15 protein-coding genes and 1 tRNA gene are annotated in these 15350 nt (G+C 69.8%); 8 read left to right on the top strand and 8 right to left on the bottom strand.

Annotation, left to right across the window (positions count from 1 at the left end):
• The first annotated feature begins 145 nt into the window (after positions 1 to 145).
• The 4 genes from JJ691_RS35600 to JJ691_RS35585 all read left to right on the top strand — a co-directional run bounded on the left by JJ691_RS35600 (position 146) and on the right by JJ691_RS35585 (position 3531).
• The gene (locus JJ691_RS35600; RefSeq protein WP_442912791.1) at positions 146 to 1861 is read left to right on the top strand and encodes a VanW family protein; all 1716 of its coding nucleotides are present in this window, start codon (positions 146 to 148) and stop codon (positions 1859 to 1861) included.
• A gap of 127 nt (positions 1862 to 1988) precedes the next feature.
• On the top strand, positions 1989 to 2705 hold the full coding sequence (locus JJ691_RS35595) for a hypothetical protein (protein ID WP_211763933.1): 717 nt from the start codon (positions 1989 to 1991) through the stop codon (positions 2703 to 2705).
• A 2-nt stretch (positions 2706 to 2707) separates the two neighbouring features.
• On the top strand, positions 2708 to 3130 hold the full coding sequence (locus JJ691_RS35590; protein WP_249227220.1) for a roadblock/LC7 domain-containing protein: 423 nt from the start codon (positions 2708 to 2710) through the stop codon (positions 3128 to 3130).
• Positions 3131 to 3159: 29 nt separating this feature from the next.
• The gene (locus tag JJ691_RS35585; protein ID WP_211763932.1) at positions 3160 to 3531 is read left to right on the top strand and encodes a hypothetical protein; all 372 of its coding nucleotides are present in this window, start codon (positions 3160 to 3162) and stop codon (positions 3529 to 3531) included.
• 10 nt (positions 3532 to 3541) lie between these two features.
• On the opposite strand, the gene JJ691_RS35580 is transcribed toward JJ691_RS35585, so the two are convergent.
• The gene (locus JJ691_RS35580) at positions 3542 to 4090 is read right to left on the bottom strand and encodes a TetR/AcrR family transcriptional regulator (RefSeq protein ID WP_211763931.1); all 549 of its coding nucleotides are present in this window, start codon (positions 4088 to 4090) and stop codon (positions 3542 to 3544) included.
• A gap of 83 nt (positions 4091 to 4173) precedes the next feature.
• Here JJ691_RS35580 and JJ691_RS35575 point away from each other — a divergent pair, with 83 nt between their 5' ends.
• A complete protein-coding gene (locus tag JJ691_RS35575) occupies positions 4174 to 4890 on the top strand; it encodes an SDR family oxidoreductase (protein WP_211763930.1) in 717 nt (238 codons plus the stop codon).
• 4 nt (positions 4891 to 4894) lie between these two features.
• Here JJ691_RS35575 and JJ691_RS35570 read toward each other — a convergent pair whose 3' ends face one another.
• From JJ691_RS35570 to JJ691_RS35545, 6 genes are all read right to left on the bottom strand, one after another.
• On the bottom strand, positions 4895 to 5656 hold the full coding sequence (locus JJ691_RS35570; protein ID WP_211763929.1) for a DUF3137 domain-containing protein: 762 nt from the start codon (positions 5654 to 5656) through the stop codon (positions 4895 to 4897).
• Positions 5656 to 6138 carry a YbaB/EbfC family nucleoid-associated protein gene (locus JJ691_RS35565; RefSeq protein WP_211763928.1) on the bottom strand — a complete coding sequence of 161 codons (483 nt, stop codon included), beginning with the start codon at positions 6136 to 6138 and terminating at the stop codon, positions 5656 to 5658. The genes JJ691_RS35570 and JJ691_RS35565 overlap by 1 nt, the downstream gene beginning before the upstream one ends.
• On the bottom strand, positions 6135 to 6632 hold the full coding sequence (locus JJ691_RS35560; protein ID WP_211763927.1) for a hypothetical protein: 498 nt from the start codon (positions 6630 to 6632) through the stop codon (positions 6135 to 6137). Before JJ691_RS35560 ends, JJ691_RS35565 begins: the two co-directional genes overlap by 4 nt.
• 34 nt (positions 6633 to 6666) lie before the next feature.
• Positions 6667 to 8064, bottom strand: a complete 1398-nt coding sequence (locus JJ691_RS35555; RefSeq protein WP_211763926.1) for a putative T7SS-secreted protein — start codon at positions 8062 to 8064, stop codon at positions 6667 to 6669.
• Entirely contained in the window at positions 8064 to 8612 is a 549-nt protein-coding gene (locus JJ691_RS35550; RefSeq protein ID WP_211763925.1) for a WXG100 family type VII secretion target, read from the bottom strand. The genes JJ691_RS35555 and JJ691_RS35550 overlap by 1 nt, the downstream gene beginning before the upstream one ends.
• A 437-nt stretch (positions 8613 to 9049) precedes the next feature.
• Positions 9050 to 9122, bottom strand: a tRNA-Arg gene (locus JJ691_RS35545).
• Positions 9123 to 9313: 191 nt separating this feature from the next.
• Between JJ691_RS35545 and JJ691_RS35540 the strand changes: the two genes are divergently transcribed.
• Both JJ691_RS35540 and JJ691_RS35535 read left to right on the top strand, forming a co-directional pair.
• A complete protein-coding gene (locus tag JJ691_RS35540) occupies positions 9314 to 10870 on the top strand; it encodes a hypothetical protein (RefSeq protein WP_211763924.1) in 1557 nt (518 codons plus the stop codon).
• A 13-nt stretch (positions 10871 to 10883) separates the two neighbouring features.
• Positions 10884 to 11765 carry a hypothetical protein gene (locus JJ691_RS35535; RefSeq protein ID WP_211763923.1) on the top strand — a complete coding sequence of 294 codons (882 nt, stop codon included), beginning with the start codon at positions 10884 to 10886 and terminating at the stop codon, positions 11763 to 11765.
• Here the strand turns inward: JJ691_RS35535 and JJ691_RS35530 are convergent.
• Positions 11753 to 14986: a penicillin acylase family protein gene (locus JJ691_RS35530; RefSeq protein WP_211763922.1), complete on the bottom strand. Its 3234-nt coding sequence runs from the start codon at positions 14984 to 14986 to the stop codon at positions 11753 to 11755. The two genes, JJ691_RS35535 and JJ691_RS35530, sit on opposite strands and share 13 nt — an antisense overlap.
• A gap of 102 nt (positions 14987 to 15088) precedes the next feature.
• Between JJ691_RS35530 and JJ691_RS35525 the strand changes: the two genes are divergently transcribed.
• Positions 15089 to 15310: a hypothetical protein gene (locus JJ691_RS35525; protein ID WP_211763921.1), complete on the top strand. Its 222-nt coding sequence runs from the start codon at positions 15089 to 15091 to the stop codon at positions 15308 to 15310.
• Positions 15311 to 15350 lie beyond the last annotated feature (40 nt).

The following is a 15350-nucleotide window of genomic DNA, read 5'->3' as shown; positions in this document are numbered from 1 at the left end:
CGCGCCGAGTCCGGACATCCTCCCCCGGAACTCCCGCCGGCACCTGTCGGCCGGCCGCGAGCATCTCGGACAAATCGGTAAACTCTGACAGGTGGCCGAGGAAGAGCAGACCGTCCGCATCGACGGCACCCTGAAATTCCCGCCGGTGTCGGGCAGCCTGGAGCCGCCGGCCGGGGACGACCAGGGCCGCGGCCGACTGCTGCGGCGCGGGCTGATCGGGGCGGGCGCGGTGGTTGGCGCGCTGGCGGTCCTTTACGGCGTGGACCTCCTGTTGTCCCAGGGCACGCTGCCTCGTGGCACGACCGTGGCCGGCGTGGACGTCGGTGGTCTGAGCCGGGCCGACGCCGAGCAGCGGCTGCACTCGGCGCTGGACATGAGGATCACTCAGCCGGTCAAGGTGCGGGCCGGGGACGTGGACGCCACTCTCGACGCCAAGTCGGCCGGGCTGGCCGCGGACTGGCCGGCCACCCTGGACCGGGCGGCGGAGCAGCCGCTGAACCCGTTCGCCCGGCTGACGTCCTTCTTCGAACGGCGCGAGTCCGCCTTTGTGTCCAAGGTGGACGAAACTGTGTTGGGCAAGGCGTTGCAGGGCTTGCAGGTGGACCGCGACCCGGTCGAGGGCACGATCCGCTTCGACGGCACCACGCCGACCGCCGTCACGCCGCGGTCGGGCCAGCAGCTGGATGCCGCCGCGGCCAAGCGATCCGTGGTGGACAACTGGATCGGCGGCGTCCCGGTGGTGTTGCCGGTGACCGGCACGTCGCCGAAGGTCAGCGCCGACGCGGTGCGCGAGGCCGTCGAGAACTACGCCAAGCCGGCGGTGTCCGGGCCGGTCACCGTCAAGGGCGACGGCAAGGACGCCACCCTCCAGCCCGCGGTCATCGCCGCCGCGCTCGGGTTCGCGCCCGGCGACAACGGCAAGCTGGCGCCCAAGCTGGACCACGGCAAGGTGCTGGCGGCGCTCAAGCCGCAGCTGGCCAGCACCGAGCAGCCGGGCCAGGACGCCCAGGTGGTGATCGAGGGCGACAAGCCGTCGGTCAAGCCGTCGGCGGACGGCCGCGGCGTCGACTGGGACAAGAGTCTGGCCGCGTTGCCGGACCTGTTGGCGCACAAGGACAATCGGGTCATCACGGCGACGTACGCCAAGCAGCCGGCCAAGCTCACCACTGAGCAGGCCAACCAACTGGGCATCAAGGAGGTCGTCGGCGAGTTCACCACCGGCGGCTTCGCCGCCGACTCCGGCGTCAACATCCGGGTCGTGGCCGAGAAGGTCAATGGGGCGGTGGTCAAGCCCGGCGAGACGTTCAGCCTCAATGGCTACACCGGTCCGCGCACCGCGAAGCAGGGCTACGTCGAGGCCGGCATCATCGAGAACGGCGCCCCCGGCACGGCCGTCGGCGGCGGCATCTCCCAGTTCGCCACCACGCTGTACAACGCCTCCTATTTCGCCGGCATGGCCGACGCCGGGCACACCGAGCACAGCTACTACATCAGCCGCTACCCGGCCGCCCGCGAGGCCACCGTCTTCCAGAATCCCGACGGCAGCAGCGTCATCGACCTCAAATTCACCAACGACGGGCCCACCGGCATCACCATCCAGACCATCTGGACGCCGCAGAACATCACCGTTCGGCTGTGGGGCACCAAGCGCTACCAGGTCGAGTCGGTGCCGGGCGAGCGCACCGACTTCGTCGACCCGCAGCCCCGTCCCGGTCCGGCGGCCAACTGCCACGCCTCGGCCGGTGGTCCCGGCTTCACCGCCACCGACACTCGGGTGATCAAGGATCTCAATGGCCGCGAAGTCTCCCAGCACACCCGCAAGAAGGCCTACGATCCTGCTCCGAAGATCACTTGCGGCTGATTGTCGAATGGCTGCATTTGGCGTAAACCGACGGCTGAAACCAGGGTTGTTACGGTTTTTCAATTCCTTCACACGATCGTGTAGGGGTTGATGTATCGCGTCGCATCGGCGGGTAAAACGTACGGCGATGAGACGCGCTTATCGAACATCATTTGACGTCCTGGCGCACGCCCTCACGCAGTGTCACGCCGATCGAATCAGCGCGGCCCTCGTGCTGGCCGGCGACCCAGGCGGGGTGATCCATTTCCGGGACGGCGCGGTGATCGCGGCGCACAGTCCCGGAGCGCCCGGCGTGGCGGCGCTGCGAGCGGGTGCGGCGGGGCAGTCGGAGCTGATCGGTGCGGCCATCGCGGACGCCGCGTTCGCGATCGCCGTCGGCAGCGTCTCGCACTACGTCCTCGACGACACCGCCGACGTCCTGCCACCCGTGGTGGACGGCGTCTCCCCAGCACTGCTGCTCGGGCAGGTCGCCGTCCGGCTGGCCGTGCTCGACGCGTCGCCCTGTCCCGTGTCGCCGTACCGAGAACGCCTGGTGGCGACCGGTCACGGGGACCCCGATGACGAGCTTCAGGAGATCGTCACGCACGCCACCGGCCGGCGCACCGCGCGGGACATCGCGTTCGCGATCGGCCGCGGCGTCCACTCGGTCACCGTGGACGTGGCCCGGATGCTGGGCGACGACGTGCTGGCGATCGCTCCCGCCGCGGCGTTCACCGGTCGTGTCCACGTCACGACGGCCACTCTGCGTCCCCGTGAGGCGACGCCGCAAACCGCCGTCGTCGAGTCGGCGGACCTGCTACCCGTGCGCCGCCCCGGAGACGCCAGACCGGGTCCGGGGCCGTAGCGGTGGCGCGCTTCGCCTGGCGTCGGCCAGCCTTTCTGAAAGGGAAAAGAAAAATCGTGGACTATGACGCGCTGGCCATCGAGTTGCGCAAGCTCAGGGAAACCGTGGCCGGCGTGACGGACACGGTTATCGCCGCGGTCGACGGGATTCCGATAATCTCCGACGTCGCGGACAGCGTCGATCCACTGAATATCTCCGCACTGGCCGCGGCCAATCTCGGGATCGCCCGTCAGACGGCCGAGGTGACCCGCCAGGGCACCCTCCACCAGACCGTTGTGTTCAACAGCGGGGGCTACATGGCCGTGTACGCCATCGGCCGGGTCGCGCTGCTGGTGGTGCTCGGCGACAGCGGCCTGAACCTGGGCCGCCTGCTGTACGAGACCCGGCCCATGACCGACCGGATCGTCGCGATCCTCACCCCGTAAGTCTCCTCCCAGACAAGGAAGTGAGTCCGATGAACATCGATACCGCCCTGAAGGAAGCCATGTCCATCGCCGGCGCGGTCGGCGTCGCGCTGGTCGACTACGAGAGCGGCATGTCGCTCGGCACCAGCGGCGGCGGCGACTGGCTCAACCTGGAGCTCGCCGCCGCCGGCAACACCGAGGTGGTGCGCTCCAAGCTGCGGGTGATGTCCACCCTCGCGCTCAACGACAGCATCGAGGACATCCTGATCACCCTGCACCGGCAGTACCACCTGATCCGGCTGATGAACACGATGAAGAACCGCAGCTCGCTGTTCCTGTACCTGGTGCTGGAACGGGAGCAGGCCAACCTCGCGCTGGCCCGGCACAACCTCCGGCGCATCGAGGCCGACCTGCAGGTGTGATCCCGCGAGGTCAGGCCCGCAGGCCGTCCAGGTGGAACGCCAGGAACCGGCGCCAGCCGTCGGGGTCGCGCTGGATCACCTCGGACACGGCCAGGACCAGTGGCGTCAGGTCGGCCGGCTCGAAGTCCGGCCGCAGCCGGCCGGCGGCCTTGGCCCGGTCGATGACGCGCACGGCATGCTCCAGCCCCCGCTGGCACACCGCCAGCACCTCGGGAGTCAGCGTGATCCGCTGCGAGATCGCGTCGCGGAGGGCGCGGTCCTTGGCCTGCAACGCGAAGATGCCGTCCAGATAGGTCTCGAAGCCCCGCCACGGATCGTCGTCGGCCAGGGCCCGCGCGGCGATCTGGTCCATCGCCGGGCCGATCCGCTCGGGCAGCAGCGCGTTGAAGAAGTCGTCGCGGGTGGGGAAGTGGTTGTACAGCGTGCCGATGCTGACGCCGGCCCGCTTGGCGATGTGCTCCAGCGGGGCGTCCAGGCCCTGCGCCCCGAACTCCTGGGCGGCCGCGGCCAGCAGCTTGTCGCGGTTCCGGATCGCGTCCGACCGCAGTGGCCTGGTCATGGCTCCAGTGTAAGTAAATCGAGGGTGCCCTCAACTTGTGCTAGGTTTGAAGTCGAGGGCACCCTCAAATTACTGGAGGAATCATGACGGCAGTGGTCATCGGCGTCGGGCCGGGCCTGGGCATGGCGATCGCCCACCGGTTCGGTCGGGAGGGGCACGCGGTTGCCCTGATCTCACGCAACAGCGCCCGGCATCCGGGCTACCTGGCCGAGTTGGCGGCTGCCGGCGTCAAGGCCGAGGCGTTCGTCGCGGGCGTGCAGGACCCCGAGCGGCTGCGGTCCGCCCTGGACGAGGCCGCCGACCGGCTCGGCCCGGCCGACGTCGTCTACTACGGTCCCAACTCCATCGGCACGGGGGACCTCGACGTCCCCATGGCGTCACTGGACGTGGCCACGTCCGACGACATCCGGGCGGCCATGGACTGGGTCTATCCCGCCGTCGACGTCGTGCGGCATCTGCTGCCGGGCATGCTGGACCGCGGCCGCGGCACACTCCTGTTCGCCGGCGGCCTCAGCGCGGTCCGCCCCATGCCGATGATCGGCGCTTTCGCCGTGCCCAGCGCTGCCCTGCGCAACTACGTCCTGACCCTCAACGCCACTGTCGCCGACAAGGGCGTGCTGGCCGCCAACCTGATCATCGGCGGCCTCGTCGAACGCGGCGACATCCACGCCCACGTGACGGCCAACGAGGAGACCTTCGGCCGTATCAAGTCCCTGAACCCCGACGACATCGCCGACGTCGCCTGGGACCTGCACACCAAGCGCGACCGCGCCGACGAGGTCTTCAGCGTCTTCGACTAGCGCGTCAGGCCCAGGCGGACTGGGGAATCCGGTCGAGCAGGTCGCAGCGCCGGTCGAGGGCGGGGATCAGCGTGAGCGGGTCCCGGTGGTCGTCCATCGGGTCGGACAGGTCGATGTGGTCGCCCAGCAGCCACATGTCGCAGGACGGACCGAGCGGACTGATCTCGGTCAGCATGTACTGCATCACCGCCGGGTTCAGCACCGCGCGCGCGAAGCGCTCGTCTTCGGCGCTGACCTGGTACTGGGCGTCGAAGTCCGGGTTGCCGTACTGCACGTCCCCCTGCCCGAGCCCCCTTCTGACGTGGCTCTCCAAGCGTATTGACCGGGACACGGACAGCGCCGGGCCCGGCCTGGCCGTGCGCACCCAGACGATGGTGTTCCAGTCCACTTTGCCGGCGTAGTGGACGCGGAACAGGGCGGCGATGAACGGCCGGCCTCGGTGCGTGCCAGTGATGATCTTGTGTGCTTGGTCTGCCCGGGGCGGCAGGTGGTACGGGTTCAGCGGGGCCAGCGGGTTCTGCCGGTTCGGCATCATGATCAGAGGCCGCTGGGCGTACTCGTTCTGCGAGTTGAACACCGAGACGTACGAGTCGTTGCGCTCCTCGTACGTCCAGCCCCGCCGGGGGATCTCCTCGTTGAGCCGGCTCAGCGTCCCCTGCTGCTGGGCGTTGTACGACCGCCGCAGGAAGACCATCATCACCACGATCGCGACCGCGACGAGCAGGATGCCCCCGACGGCTATGGCGATGATCGCCGCTGGACTCATCAGAAGGACTCCTCGCTGAGCACGCCACTGTCCTCAAAGGACTGATCGTCGTAGCGGTCCCGGCTCCGGGCGGGTGCGGCGGCGGGCGCCGGCGCCGGGGCGCTCGGCCGGGTGTCGCCGAACAGCCGCGCGTCGGAGTCGAGCACCCGGTCCAGCAGTTCGGTGTCGCCGAGCCCGCGGCGGACCACCTCGGCCTGCTGCTGGGCGGCCGACGCCCGGGCCTGGGCGATGGCGTGCATGACGCTGGCCGACAGCGCCTGCGGCGTGATGGTGCTGATCCGGTCGTCGAAGACGATGGAGGTGACCGACCCGCCCGGCCCCGCGACGACGGTCACCAGGCCGTCCGGCGAAGTTGCGCGCCCCTCGGCGTTCTGCAGCTCGTCGGCCATCCGTTGGTAGGACTCGGCCCGCATCCGGTTCTCGGCGGCGGCCGTGTCGATCGCCTCGATACGGGCCAGCAGCTGCTGCGCGGTCTCGCTCATTGGGCGCCCTCGGGCTTGATGGTCGACAGGAACTTCTGAAAATCGCCGATGACCTGCTCGAACTGTTCCGGCAACGCGGACAGCACGACGTGCAGCACGGCGCGCAGATCAGGGTTGCGTTGGTCGCGCATCCCCAGGAAGACCTGGAACTGGATGACGTCCTGTGGCCGGCCCTTGAGGTCGATGTTCAGCTTGACCGCCTGGGTGAGGCCGGGGTTCTCGGCCGAGCCGACCTCGTTGCGCCGCCCCAGTTGGACGTTGCGGGCGCCGCTGGCCTGCAGCCGTGCGACTGCCTCGTTCCCGATGGCGGTCAGCGGCTCCTCTTCGCCGCGCAGCTCGCCGGTGATGGTGATGTTGGCGGTGAAGCCGTTCTGGATGGTGCCCGGGTGCAGCGCCACGAAGGCGGCGTCGGGCGTGCCGACCTCGTCCGGCGGAGCCGACCGCCAGCCCTCGGGCAGCGAGAACTCGATCGGCACCGGGATGGTGGCTGCCACGTTGTGTCCCTCTCCTGGTCGATGTCGGGCCGGGTCAGAAGCCCAGGAAGTGGCCGACGTCTGAGGCGGCGTTGGCGATTCCGTGGCCGACGTCCGAGGCGACGTGACCGACGTCGTCGGCCACATTCTCCACAGTGTGGACGACCTCCGCAGGGTCGACGGAGACGTCGAAACCGAGCTTGGCTCCCACCCCGAGGCCGACGCCCACCGACGCGCCGAGGTGGAACTTGCCGTCGTCGCCCATGCCGAACTGGCCGCTGGCCTCCGCGCCGACGCCGGCCCACGCCTCGCCGTGCACACCGGCCGTGACACCGGCGACCTCGGCGCTGGCGTCACCGGAGACCCGGGCGCCGGCGAACGCCTCGGCACTTCCCTGCACGCCGGCCCAGGTGGCCTGGCCTTCGGCCTTGGCCTGCGCGCCGACGAAACCGTCGGCGCTGCCCTTGAGGTCGGCCGGGCCGGCCTTGAGCTCGCCCTCGGCGTGGCCCTTGGCCAGGTACGCCTCGGCGCTGGCGCCGCCGGCTATGCCGAGGATGCTCGCGCTGCCGTGGGCCTCCGCGTCCGCGCCGAGCACGGAGCCGTCCAGCTTGCCGCTGCCGGAGAACGCGCCGCTGCCGAACTCGCCCTCCAGCGACCCGTGCAGAAGGTCCACCCCGGCGGACGCCTCGACGGTCGACTCCGAGGTGTCGATGCCCAGCCCGTCCAGCACGCCCTTCAGCTTGTCGGTCAGCAGCCCGTCGGACTGGTCGCCGAACTCACGGCTGTAGCTCTTGCCGCCCTTGTTCTTCTGCCAGCCGCCGGGATCCTCCTCGACCCACTCGCCCTTGTCGGGATCCCACTTCTTGACCTTCTTGCGTTCGTCGGCGCCGAAGTCCTTGTCCCCGAACTTCTTGGTGTAGCTGCCGTCGTCGTTCTTGGTGAACCCGAGCTTCTTGGCCACCATGCCGCCGACGGCCTCGACCTTGCCGCGCGCGTTCTCCAGGATCTGCTGGGCCTCCTGCGCGGCGGCCTGGCCCGGGTCCTGGAACGGGTCCATGGTCTGCCCGGCGGCCTGCGCCTGCTGGGCCTGGGCGTTGTACTGCGCGGCCGCCGTCCGGTTGGCCGCCTGCGCCTGGGTGAAGGCCTCGATGGCGCGCTGCGCCTCGCTCTGCCCCCAGGTGAGCACGTCGCCGAAGTCGGCCAGCGCCGTCGCCTTGTCGCCGACGTTCGAGATGGCCTGCGCCCACTTGTCCGGCTCGGCCCCGAACACCGCGCGGAAGGCGTCGCTGGCCGCGCCGGTCCACTGGGACGGGTCGATGCCACCGAGATCGTCCTTGATCCCGCCCATCAGCTGGAGGTTGCCCACCAGGTCGCGCAGGTCGTTGGAGATGCGCTCCGGCTCGCCGGGAATGAGGTCCTTGGGGTTGTTCGTCTGCCCGAGTTCGGCCGGCATCAGTACTCGACATCCTTGGACTCGTCGCCGCCGGACGTGCCGGGGAACAGTTCGCGGGACCGCTCGGGGCTCATGACACCGCCGACGTCATCGGCGTAGCCGAGGCGGTCGTGGAGCAGGTTGGGGGTCAGGTTGCCGGTGAAGCCGCCGCCGGGCACGCCGGGCAGGCGATCACCAATCCTCGTGTCGCCGGGGTCGCTGGTTTCGCCGCCCAGGATTCGACCGATCCGGCCGCCGATCCCGCCGCCGGGCAGCCCGACCTGCTCCTCGATCGCGCCGATGGCCTGGCCGGCCACGCTGTCGGAGTCCGCGTAGCCCATGGCGGCCGTCTTGAGGCTCTCGCCGTGCCCCTCGGCCTGGTCGCGCAGTGTGTTGATCTCGGACTTCATGTCCTCGATGAACTGCTCCCAGCCCGTCTGCACCCCGGGGTGCCCGTAGTCGCCGCTGGGTCCCTGCCACAGCATCCCGGCCGCACTGCCCACCGCGTCGCTGATGGCGTTAGCGGTCCGGAATAGCTCGTCCGGGACCGCGCCGAAGCCGCCGGTCATGATCTCGCCCCTGATTCCCCAGTCACCCTGCTCTCGGCAACGGTCGCAGAGTGCGGAACCCCGCCTGGTCCGATTGGCCGCTTATCACCCGTTCGGGTGATTATGAGCGTCCTGAGTGGAACCGATAACCTGTCCCAGCACGTCCAATCAGGACCGGGCAGCGTCGGCCGGGACCGGTTCGAGCACCCGTAGCGGTGGAACGCTCGCCTTAGGACACGTGATCGCGGCCGGTGGGGGCCACCGCGAGATCAGCTTCCTGCTCAGCCACCGCTGCCCCCAGTCCCAGCCAGAGCCCAACGCCACGACCCAGCCCCGGCCCCGCCTTGGGGGTCCGGGGGCGAAGCCCTCCGGCGGGGGTCTGGGGGCTCGGCCCCCAGAAAACACGACGGGCGATCTCTGTTTGCGCTTTCCGCAGACAGAGATCGCCCCATCGCACGTGCCCCTGGCAGGATTCGAACCTGCGACACACGGTTTAGGAAACCGTTGCTCTATCCCCTGAGCTACAGGGGCGCGCTTGCGTGCAGCATAGCGGTAGCGCGAGGGGGCGTGCGGCGTCGGGTGGTTCCTCCGGGTGGAGTAGTAACGGTCACCGCCGGTGCGGGTGAAGGCGGTCCGTTGGCCGACGAACAGCTGAACTTTCGCCCGGCCGGGCTCATCGTCCCGCATAGTCGCTAGGGGCCACGAGGACGGGAGGAGTCGACTTGAGCACGGACGCCCGGCTGCTGGAGGGGACTCGTCTGGATGCCAGGCGGGTGGCGCGGCGGTTCGTGGAGCCGGCGGGGTTCGTGGACGCGTTGGCGAAGCTGTTGGGGAGCCGGGCGGTGGTGTTGGCGGGACCGTCGGGATCGGGGCGGCGGACGGCGGCGACGGTGTTGCTGGACCGGCTGGGTGGCCTGCATCTGGTGGAGATCGCGGTGGACGTGGAGGCCTCGCTGGCCCGGCATCCGGTGGCGGCGAAGGAGGGCTACCTGCTGGATCTGTCGGCGGCCGATGACGCGACGGTGGAGCAGGTCAGGGCGGCGTTGCCGGAGTTCGCGGCGGCGTTGGACCAGGAGGACAGCTCGCTGGTGGTGATCGTCGACGACGATCGGGCGGCGGGGTTCGACGCGGTGCGGGTGGCCAGGCCAGAGCCGCGGGAGGTGTTGGCGGCGCATCTGGAGGGTACGGAGGTGGAGCCGGCGCTGGCGGAGTTGCCGACGTCGGCGGCGGAGGCGGTGCGGCTGGCGGAGCTGGTGGTGAGCGTCGAGGATCGGCAGGACGTGCTGGGGGCGTTCACGGGCTGGTCGCGTCGGCTGCGTGAGGAGTTCGAGCGGCACGAGGACGTGCCGTGGCGGGCGTTGTTGTTGGCGGCGGCGTTCCTGGAGAGCGCATTCCAGGATGTGGTGCACGCGGCGGCGGACGCGTTGCTGGACGAAACCCGTTACGAGGGGCCGAAACCGCATCCGTTGGCCGGCGAGGGCCTTGCGGCGCGGCTGGCCGGCATCGGGGCTTCGGAAGGCGTGGTGAGGTTCGGCCGCCCGGGGTACGCGGAGGCGGTGATCGACCATGTCTGGACCGACTTTCCGGCGCTGCGCGAGCCGTTGGTGGCCTGGCTGGTCGGGCTGCCGGCGATCCTGCCGGCCGAGGACGCCGAGCGCCTGGTTCCGCGGCTGGTCCACCTCGGGGCAGGGCCGGTGGTCCGGGCGGTGACGGCGTGGTCGGAGAGCGCGTTTCCGTTGGCGCATCGGCTGTTGGCGGCGGCCGCGCTGGATCCGGTGACCGGCCCCGATGTTCGCCGGGTGATCCGGGACTGGTCCAAGCGGCGCGACCTGCCCCGGCCGCTGGGCGAGGTGGCGATCGCGGTCTGCGGGGCCGAGCTGGGCAGCCGCTACCCGCACATCGCGCTGACCAGGCTGGGCAGCTTCGTCAAGCGGCCGGAGCTCACCGACCAGGTCGCGGCACTGTCCACAATGGCCGGTGAGAGCCAGTTCGCCCAAGTGGTCACGAGACTGGCGCGCTGGCTGCGTGAGACCGACACGACGCGCCGTGCGTTGGCGGTGCGGGCGTTGCTGGACGAGGCGGCTGCGCAGCCGCAGCACCGGGACACCCTGCTCAATCTGCTGGTGCAGGCGGCCGGCGGCCGGCCGGCCGAGCTGGGCGCCCTCGACCTGGCGGCCTTCGAGTGGCGTCGCGACGGCGGCTCCCGCGACGTGCACGACCAGTTACAGGCCAAGCTGAACGGGGTGGATCCGCTGCTGCGGTCCGCGATTTCCAACTGATACAAGGGGAACCATGCCAACGGATCCGTGGTCGGAGGTCAAGCCGTCCGTGCGCGGCAAGATGGGCGGCTGGTGGCAGCGCTTCGTGCGGCGCCGCCAGCAGGCCGAACACGACTGGATCTACGGCACCCAGCCGAGCACCACGGTCCAGCTGCGACAGCCGCCGCCCGCGCCCAAGCGGCCGACGGTGGTGTTCACCGCGGTGCTGCCCAGCTCGGTGCCGCACGCGGAGTTCACCGCGACCTGCACGGTGGCGTGGGAGCCGATCGGCGAGACCACCCACGCCAAGCCGGAGTCCATTGCCCGCAGCGACATCGAGCGCCGTGCGGCCGACATCCTGGCCAACGGCCAGGTGACGCAGTGCGAGCAGCTGCAGCACAAGCTGGAGGCCGAGCTCGGCTACGTGACCAAGCTGGAGGACGCCCGGATCGCCGTGCAGCTGGTGGAGATCGAGCTGACCTGCTCGGACGAGGCCAGGGCGGCCACCGAGCTGTTCCAGGAGTTGCAGCGCCGTCGGCTGGTGCGCGGCTGGGACCGCGATCTCAAGCTGGACGAGCTGCGCCACCTCAAGGACGACATCCTCAGCGACCCGGCGATGGCCACGGTGTGGTGGCTACAGAACAACGACAACCAGGTGGACCAGGCCGTCGAGATGTCGGCCAAGCTCCGCAAGCTGGCCCAGATCATGACCGAGAACGACGAAAGGTCCACAACAGACACCGTGGCGTCCCTTGTGGACCGTTTCGTGGACCGCTTGCCGGACGGGGCCCGCTGGCGGCTGCTGAGCAACCTCGCGGACGTCTTCTCCCACTACGGCAGCCCGGATCTGGCCAGTGAGCTGCCGCAGCTGGACGGGGGCGGCCGGGACCGCCCCCGCCCGGCTCACAGCGAGTAGACCTGGAACTCGTAGAGCGAGTAGCCGTACTTCGTGCCCCGCTGCACCCCGCTCATCCGCACGTACCGCGCGGTGGTCGGGGTGAACGCGTCGTTGTCGACGCCGCCGTCGCCCGCGGTGGTCGACCACACCGTGCGCCAGGTGCTGCCGTCGGTCGAGACGTCGATCCGATATCCCTTGGCGTACGAGGATTCCCAGTTCAGGATGGCCCGGCCGACGGTCTGCACGGCGCCCAGGTCGACGGTGATCGACTGGTTGTCGCTCCAGTCGCTGGCCCACCGGGTGTCCGCCTTGCCGTCCACCGCGTTGGCCGGCGGCGAGTCGTACGCGCCGGTCTCGTGGCTGGTCGCGGTGACCGCCTTGCCCTGCGCCAGGTTGGCCACGTTGTCGCCGCGGTGCGCCGGGTACTGCACCACCTGCTGGTAGGTCGGCCGGTTCTGCCAGCTGATCTTGCCGTCGGTGATGCCGCCCAACGGCCGCTGGATGATCGAGTCGGCGCACCACTGGTCGCCGGCCGAGCAGTCCGGGTCACCGGGGTAGACCTGCGCCGTGGTCTGGCCGACCGCCTGCTGGAGGCTGGTCAGCAGCGACTGCCGGCACTGCGCCAGGTTGCCGTTGCCGCAGAAGGTCTGCGACAGCCCGCCCTGCACCGGATCGCCGAGCACCGCGCGCAGGTCCTTGTCCACATAGGACCACCAGCCGTACTGGAACGAGGAACCCTTGTGCGGCTGGGATTCGTTCGCGCCACCGCTGACGCTGCCGATGTTCTGGCCGCCCGACGGCGACTCGTTGATCTGGATCGCGCCGGTCATGGCGTTGAACAGGTCGCCGCCCATCGCCGGCTGGAACTCGCCCTGCACCAGCAGCGACCACCAGGCGTCCATGATCTGGATGGCGGCCGCGTTGGCGTAGGTGTGGCTGCCCGGCGTGGTCTCCAGCCGGTGCGAACCGGCCTGCTGCCACGCGGTCAGCTGCTTGACCGCGTTGGCCAGCGTCGGATCGGTGATCGGCTGGCTGTTGAGCACGCGCAGCGCCTCCGGCAGCACGTCCTCGGCCCGCAGGTCGGCGTTGGCCGCGTCCTCCATGGCCGAGGTCAGCGACGCCCGCGTCACCTTCTGCCCGCTGCTGATCAGCTTCTTCACCCGGCTGTCCAGCAGGTTCACCCGGTGCACCGAGCCGTCACCGAAGCCGGCCTCGGTGAAGTCCTTGGCCTGCTTGTTGTTCCAGCTGACGTAGTAGTCCTGGTCGATCGAGTTGGGGTGCTGGGCGAAGCCGGTGTACGTGGCCACGTTGGTGGTCGGGTTCCAGCCCTGCCACTCGTTCTGCTGGTCGGCCCAGATGGGCAGGTTCGGGTTGGTGTTCGCGGCCCGCACCGGGTTGTTGCCCGAGTTGAAGTACGCGATGTCCTTGGAGTCGGTGTAGAACCAGTTGAACGTGTAGTTCACGTCCGCTGCGGCCTTCTGGAAGCTGGCCGCGTCGTGCACCGCGGACGGGTCGTTGAACTCCTGGAACCCGATGATCGAGTCCACCTCGTGGTTGTAGCTGGACCGCAGGCTGGCGTACGCCACCGGCGCGCCGCCGACGGTCGCCCGCGACTGCACGATGCCGTACTTGGTGCGGAACGAGATCAGCTTGTACGAGCCCTCCGCGGTGCCGTCGGCCAGCGTCGGCTTCCACGAGTTGTCCCGCTCCAGCGGCTCCATCGCGGTGCAGGCGCCGTGGTACAGGTAGTAGTTGGAGTCCTTGGTCGGCGCCTTGCCGCTCGGGTCGCACAGGCGCAGCGCCCACGTGTCGGTGATGTCCTGCCCCGCCGAGGTCGCGCTCCACGAGTAGTCCTGGCCGCGGCCCAGCTCCACGTACAGGCTGACGCCGGCGAACGCGGCGCCGCGGGCACTGATGCCCGGGCCCTGGAGGTCCTCCAGCATCAGCAGCTGCGGCGCGAAGTAGCCGGTCTGCGGGCCGAACACCGCGACCGGGTTGCCGGTGTCGGTGTACTTGCCGGACACCAGAAGCGCGTTGGACATGCCGTGCTTGGCCGAGATCAGGTCGGCCGGCAGCACGCCGTTGTCGAAGATGCCGCGTGCCTTCTCCTCCTCCGGCGTCTTGGCCGCCGGCTGGGGGTTGGCCTTCACCTCGGTCGCCGACTGGGCCGAGCCGGTCGGGTCGAACACCAGCTGCTGCGGCGTCACCGAACCCGGGTCGGGCATGGCGACGCCCTGTGGGTTGGCCGGGTCCTGCCCGTACGGGAAGCTGCCGTCGTGGATGGTGGTGATCGCCTCGGGGTCGTTCTGCTCCCGGAACGCGTTCCACACCTTGTCGCCCTCGGTCACGCCGTACTTGGCGTCCGCGGCCAGCTTGACCAGCGCCGACTGCACCTCGCCGCCGCCGCCGGTGCCGAACAGGGCGCCGACCACGCTGCCGATCGCCACCATGTCGGTGACCTTGAACGGGTCGATGCCACCGGCGTTGGTGACCGGGTCGATGTGCCCGGTCAGGTCGTACTCGCCGGGGAAGGTCCGGTTGCTGTACGCCTGCGTGATGTAGGCGTTGATGCCGGCGACGTAGTCGGTGGCGTCCTGGAGGGCCTGGGCGCCGCGGGCGCCGTGCGTCGCCGCGGCCGCGTTGAGCTGGTTCTGGAGGTCGGCCTCGGTGTACGGGGCGGCCTGCCAGAACGTCTGCTCCAGCCCGCGGTTGCCGACCGCGCCGCCGGCGAACGAGGTCAGCTCGCCCCGGCCGACATGGCGGAACACGTCCATCAGCCAGAGCCGGTCCTGGGCCGCCGCGTAGCCCGCGCCGAACTCGGTGCCGGAGCGGGTGGTGCCGGTGACGTGCGGCACCCCGGTGGCCTTGTCCCGCACGATCGTGACGTCCGATCGCGGCGAGATGGTTGATTCCACCTGGTTGGTGGGTACCCCGAAGGATGAGTCGTCGAAGAAGTTGGACAGCTGCCCGTTGGTCAGCCCGGCGTAGCTGTTGACCAGGTTCGCGTACTTGTTGAGCTGGTCGTCGGTGTGTGCGGGCCGGGTGCCGACCGTCTTGTTGCCGAGGATGTCGACCAGTGTGGCGTTGCCGTTCTCACCCGGCGGCAGGATGTCGTTGCACTGGCCGAGGCAGTAGTCGTTGTTGGCCGGGGCGGCGGTGGCGGGCGCCGCGGACAGCAGGGTTGTCGACGTCGCCACGAACAACGTTGCGGCGAGTGCGATGCGGACGCTTCGCGACATGGGCAGGGGTCCTCTCGAGGGAGCAACGTGACGCACGTTACTTCCGAGTAGTTCAACGCGAAAGTGCTTCACGTTAGACATTCACTCTGAAGGGTGAGCGGCTTGACCGGATCCGTGGTGCGGTGGCTCGACGAGGAACTTGCTCATGACCAGGGGCGGTGGCGGATGCGAGCCAGCGGCGGGGCCGGCGGCCTGCTCGCCATGCTGCACGGGGCCGGGCTGGCCGGCGCCGTGCTCGGGGCGGTCGGCGGGTGGCTGTTCGGCGGCTTGACACTCGTCGCCGCCCGCAGCCTGCGCTCGGCCGGCCGGCATGGTCACCCCTGATCGTGCAAGTCGGTTCACAGGTTTGGAAACCGTTGATATT

It is taken from the genome of Kutzneria sp. CA-103260 (assembly GCF_018263855.1).
GTDB lineage: Bacteria > Actinomycetota > Actinomycetes > Mycobacteriales > Pseudonocardiaceae > Kutzneria.
This window is presented reverse-complemented; position numbering and strand designations above follow the sequence as displayed.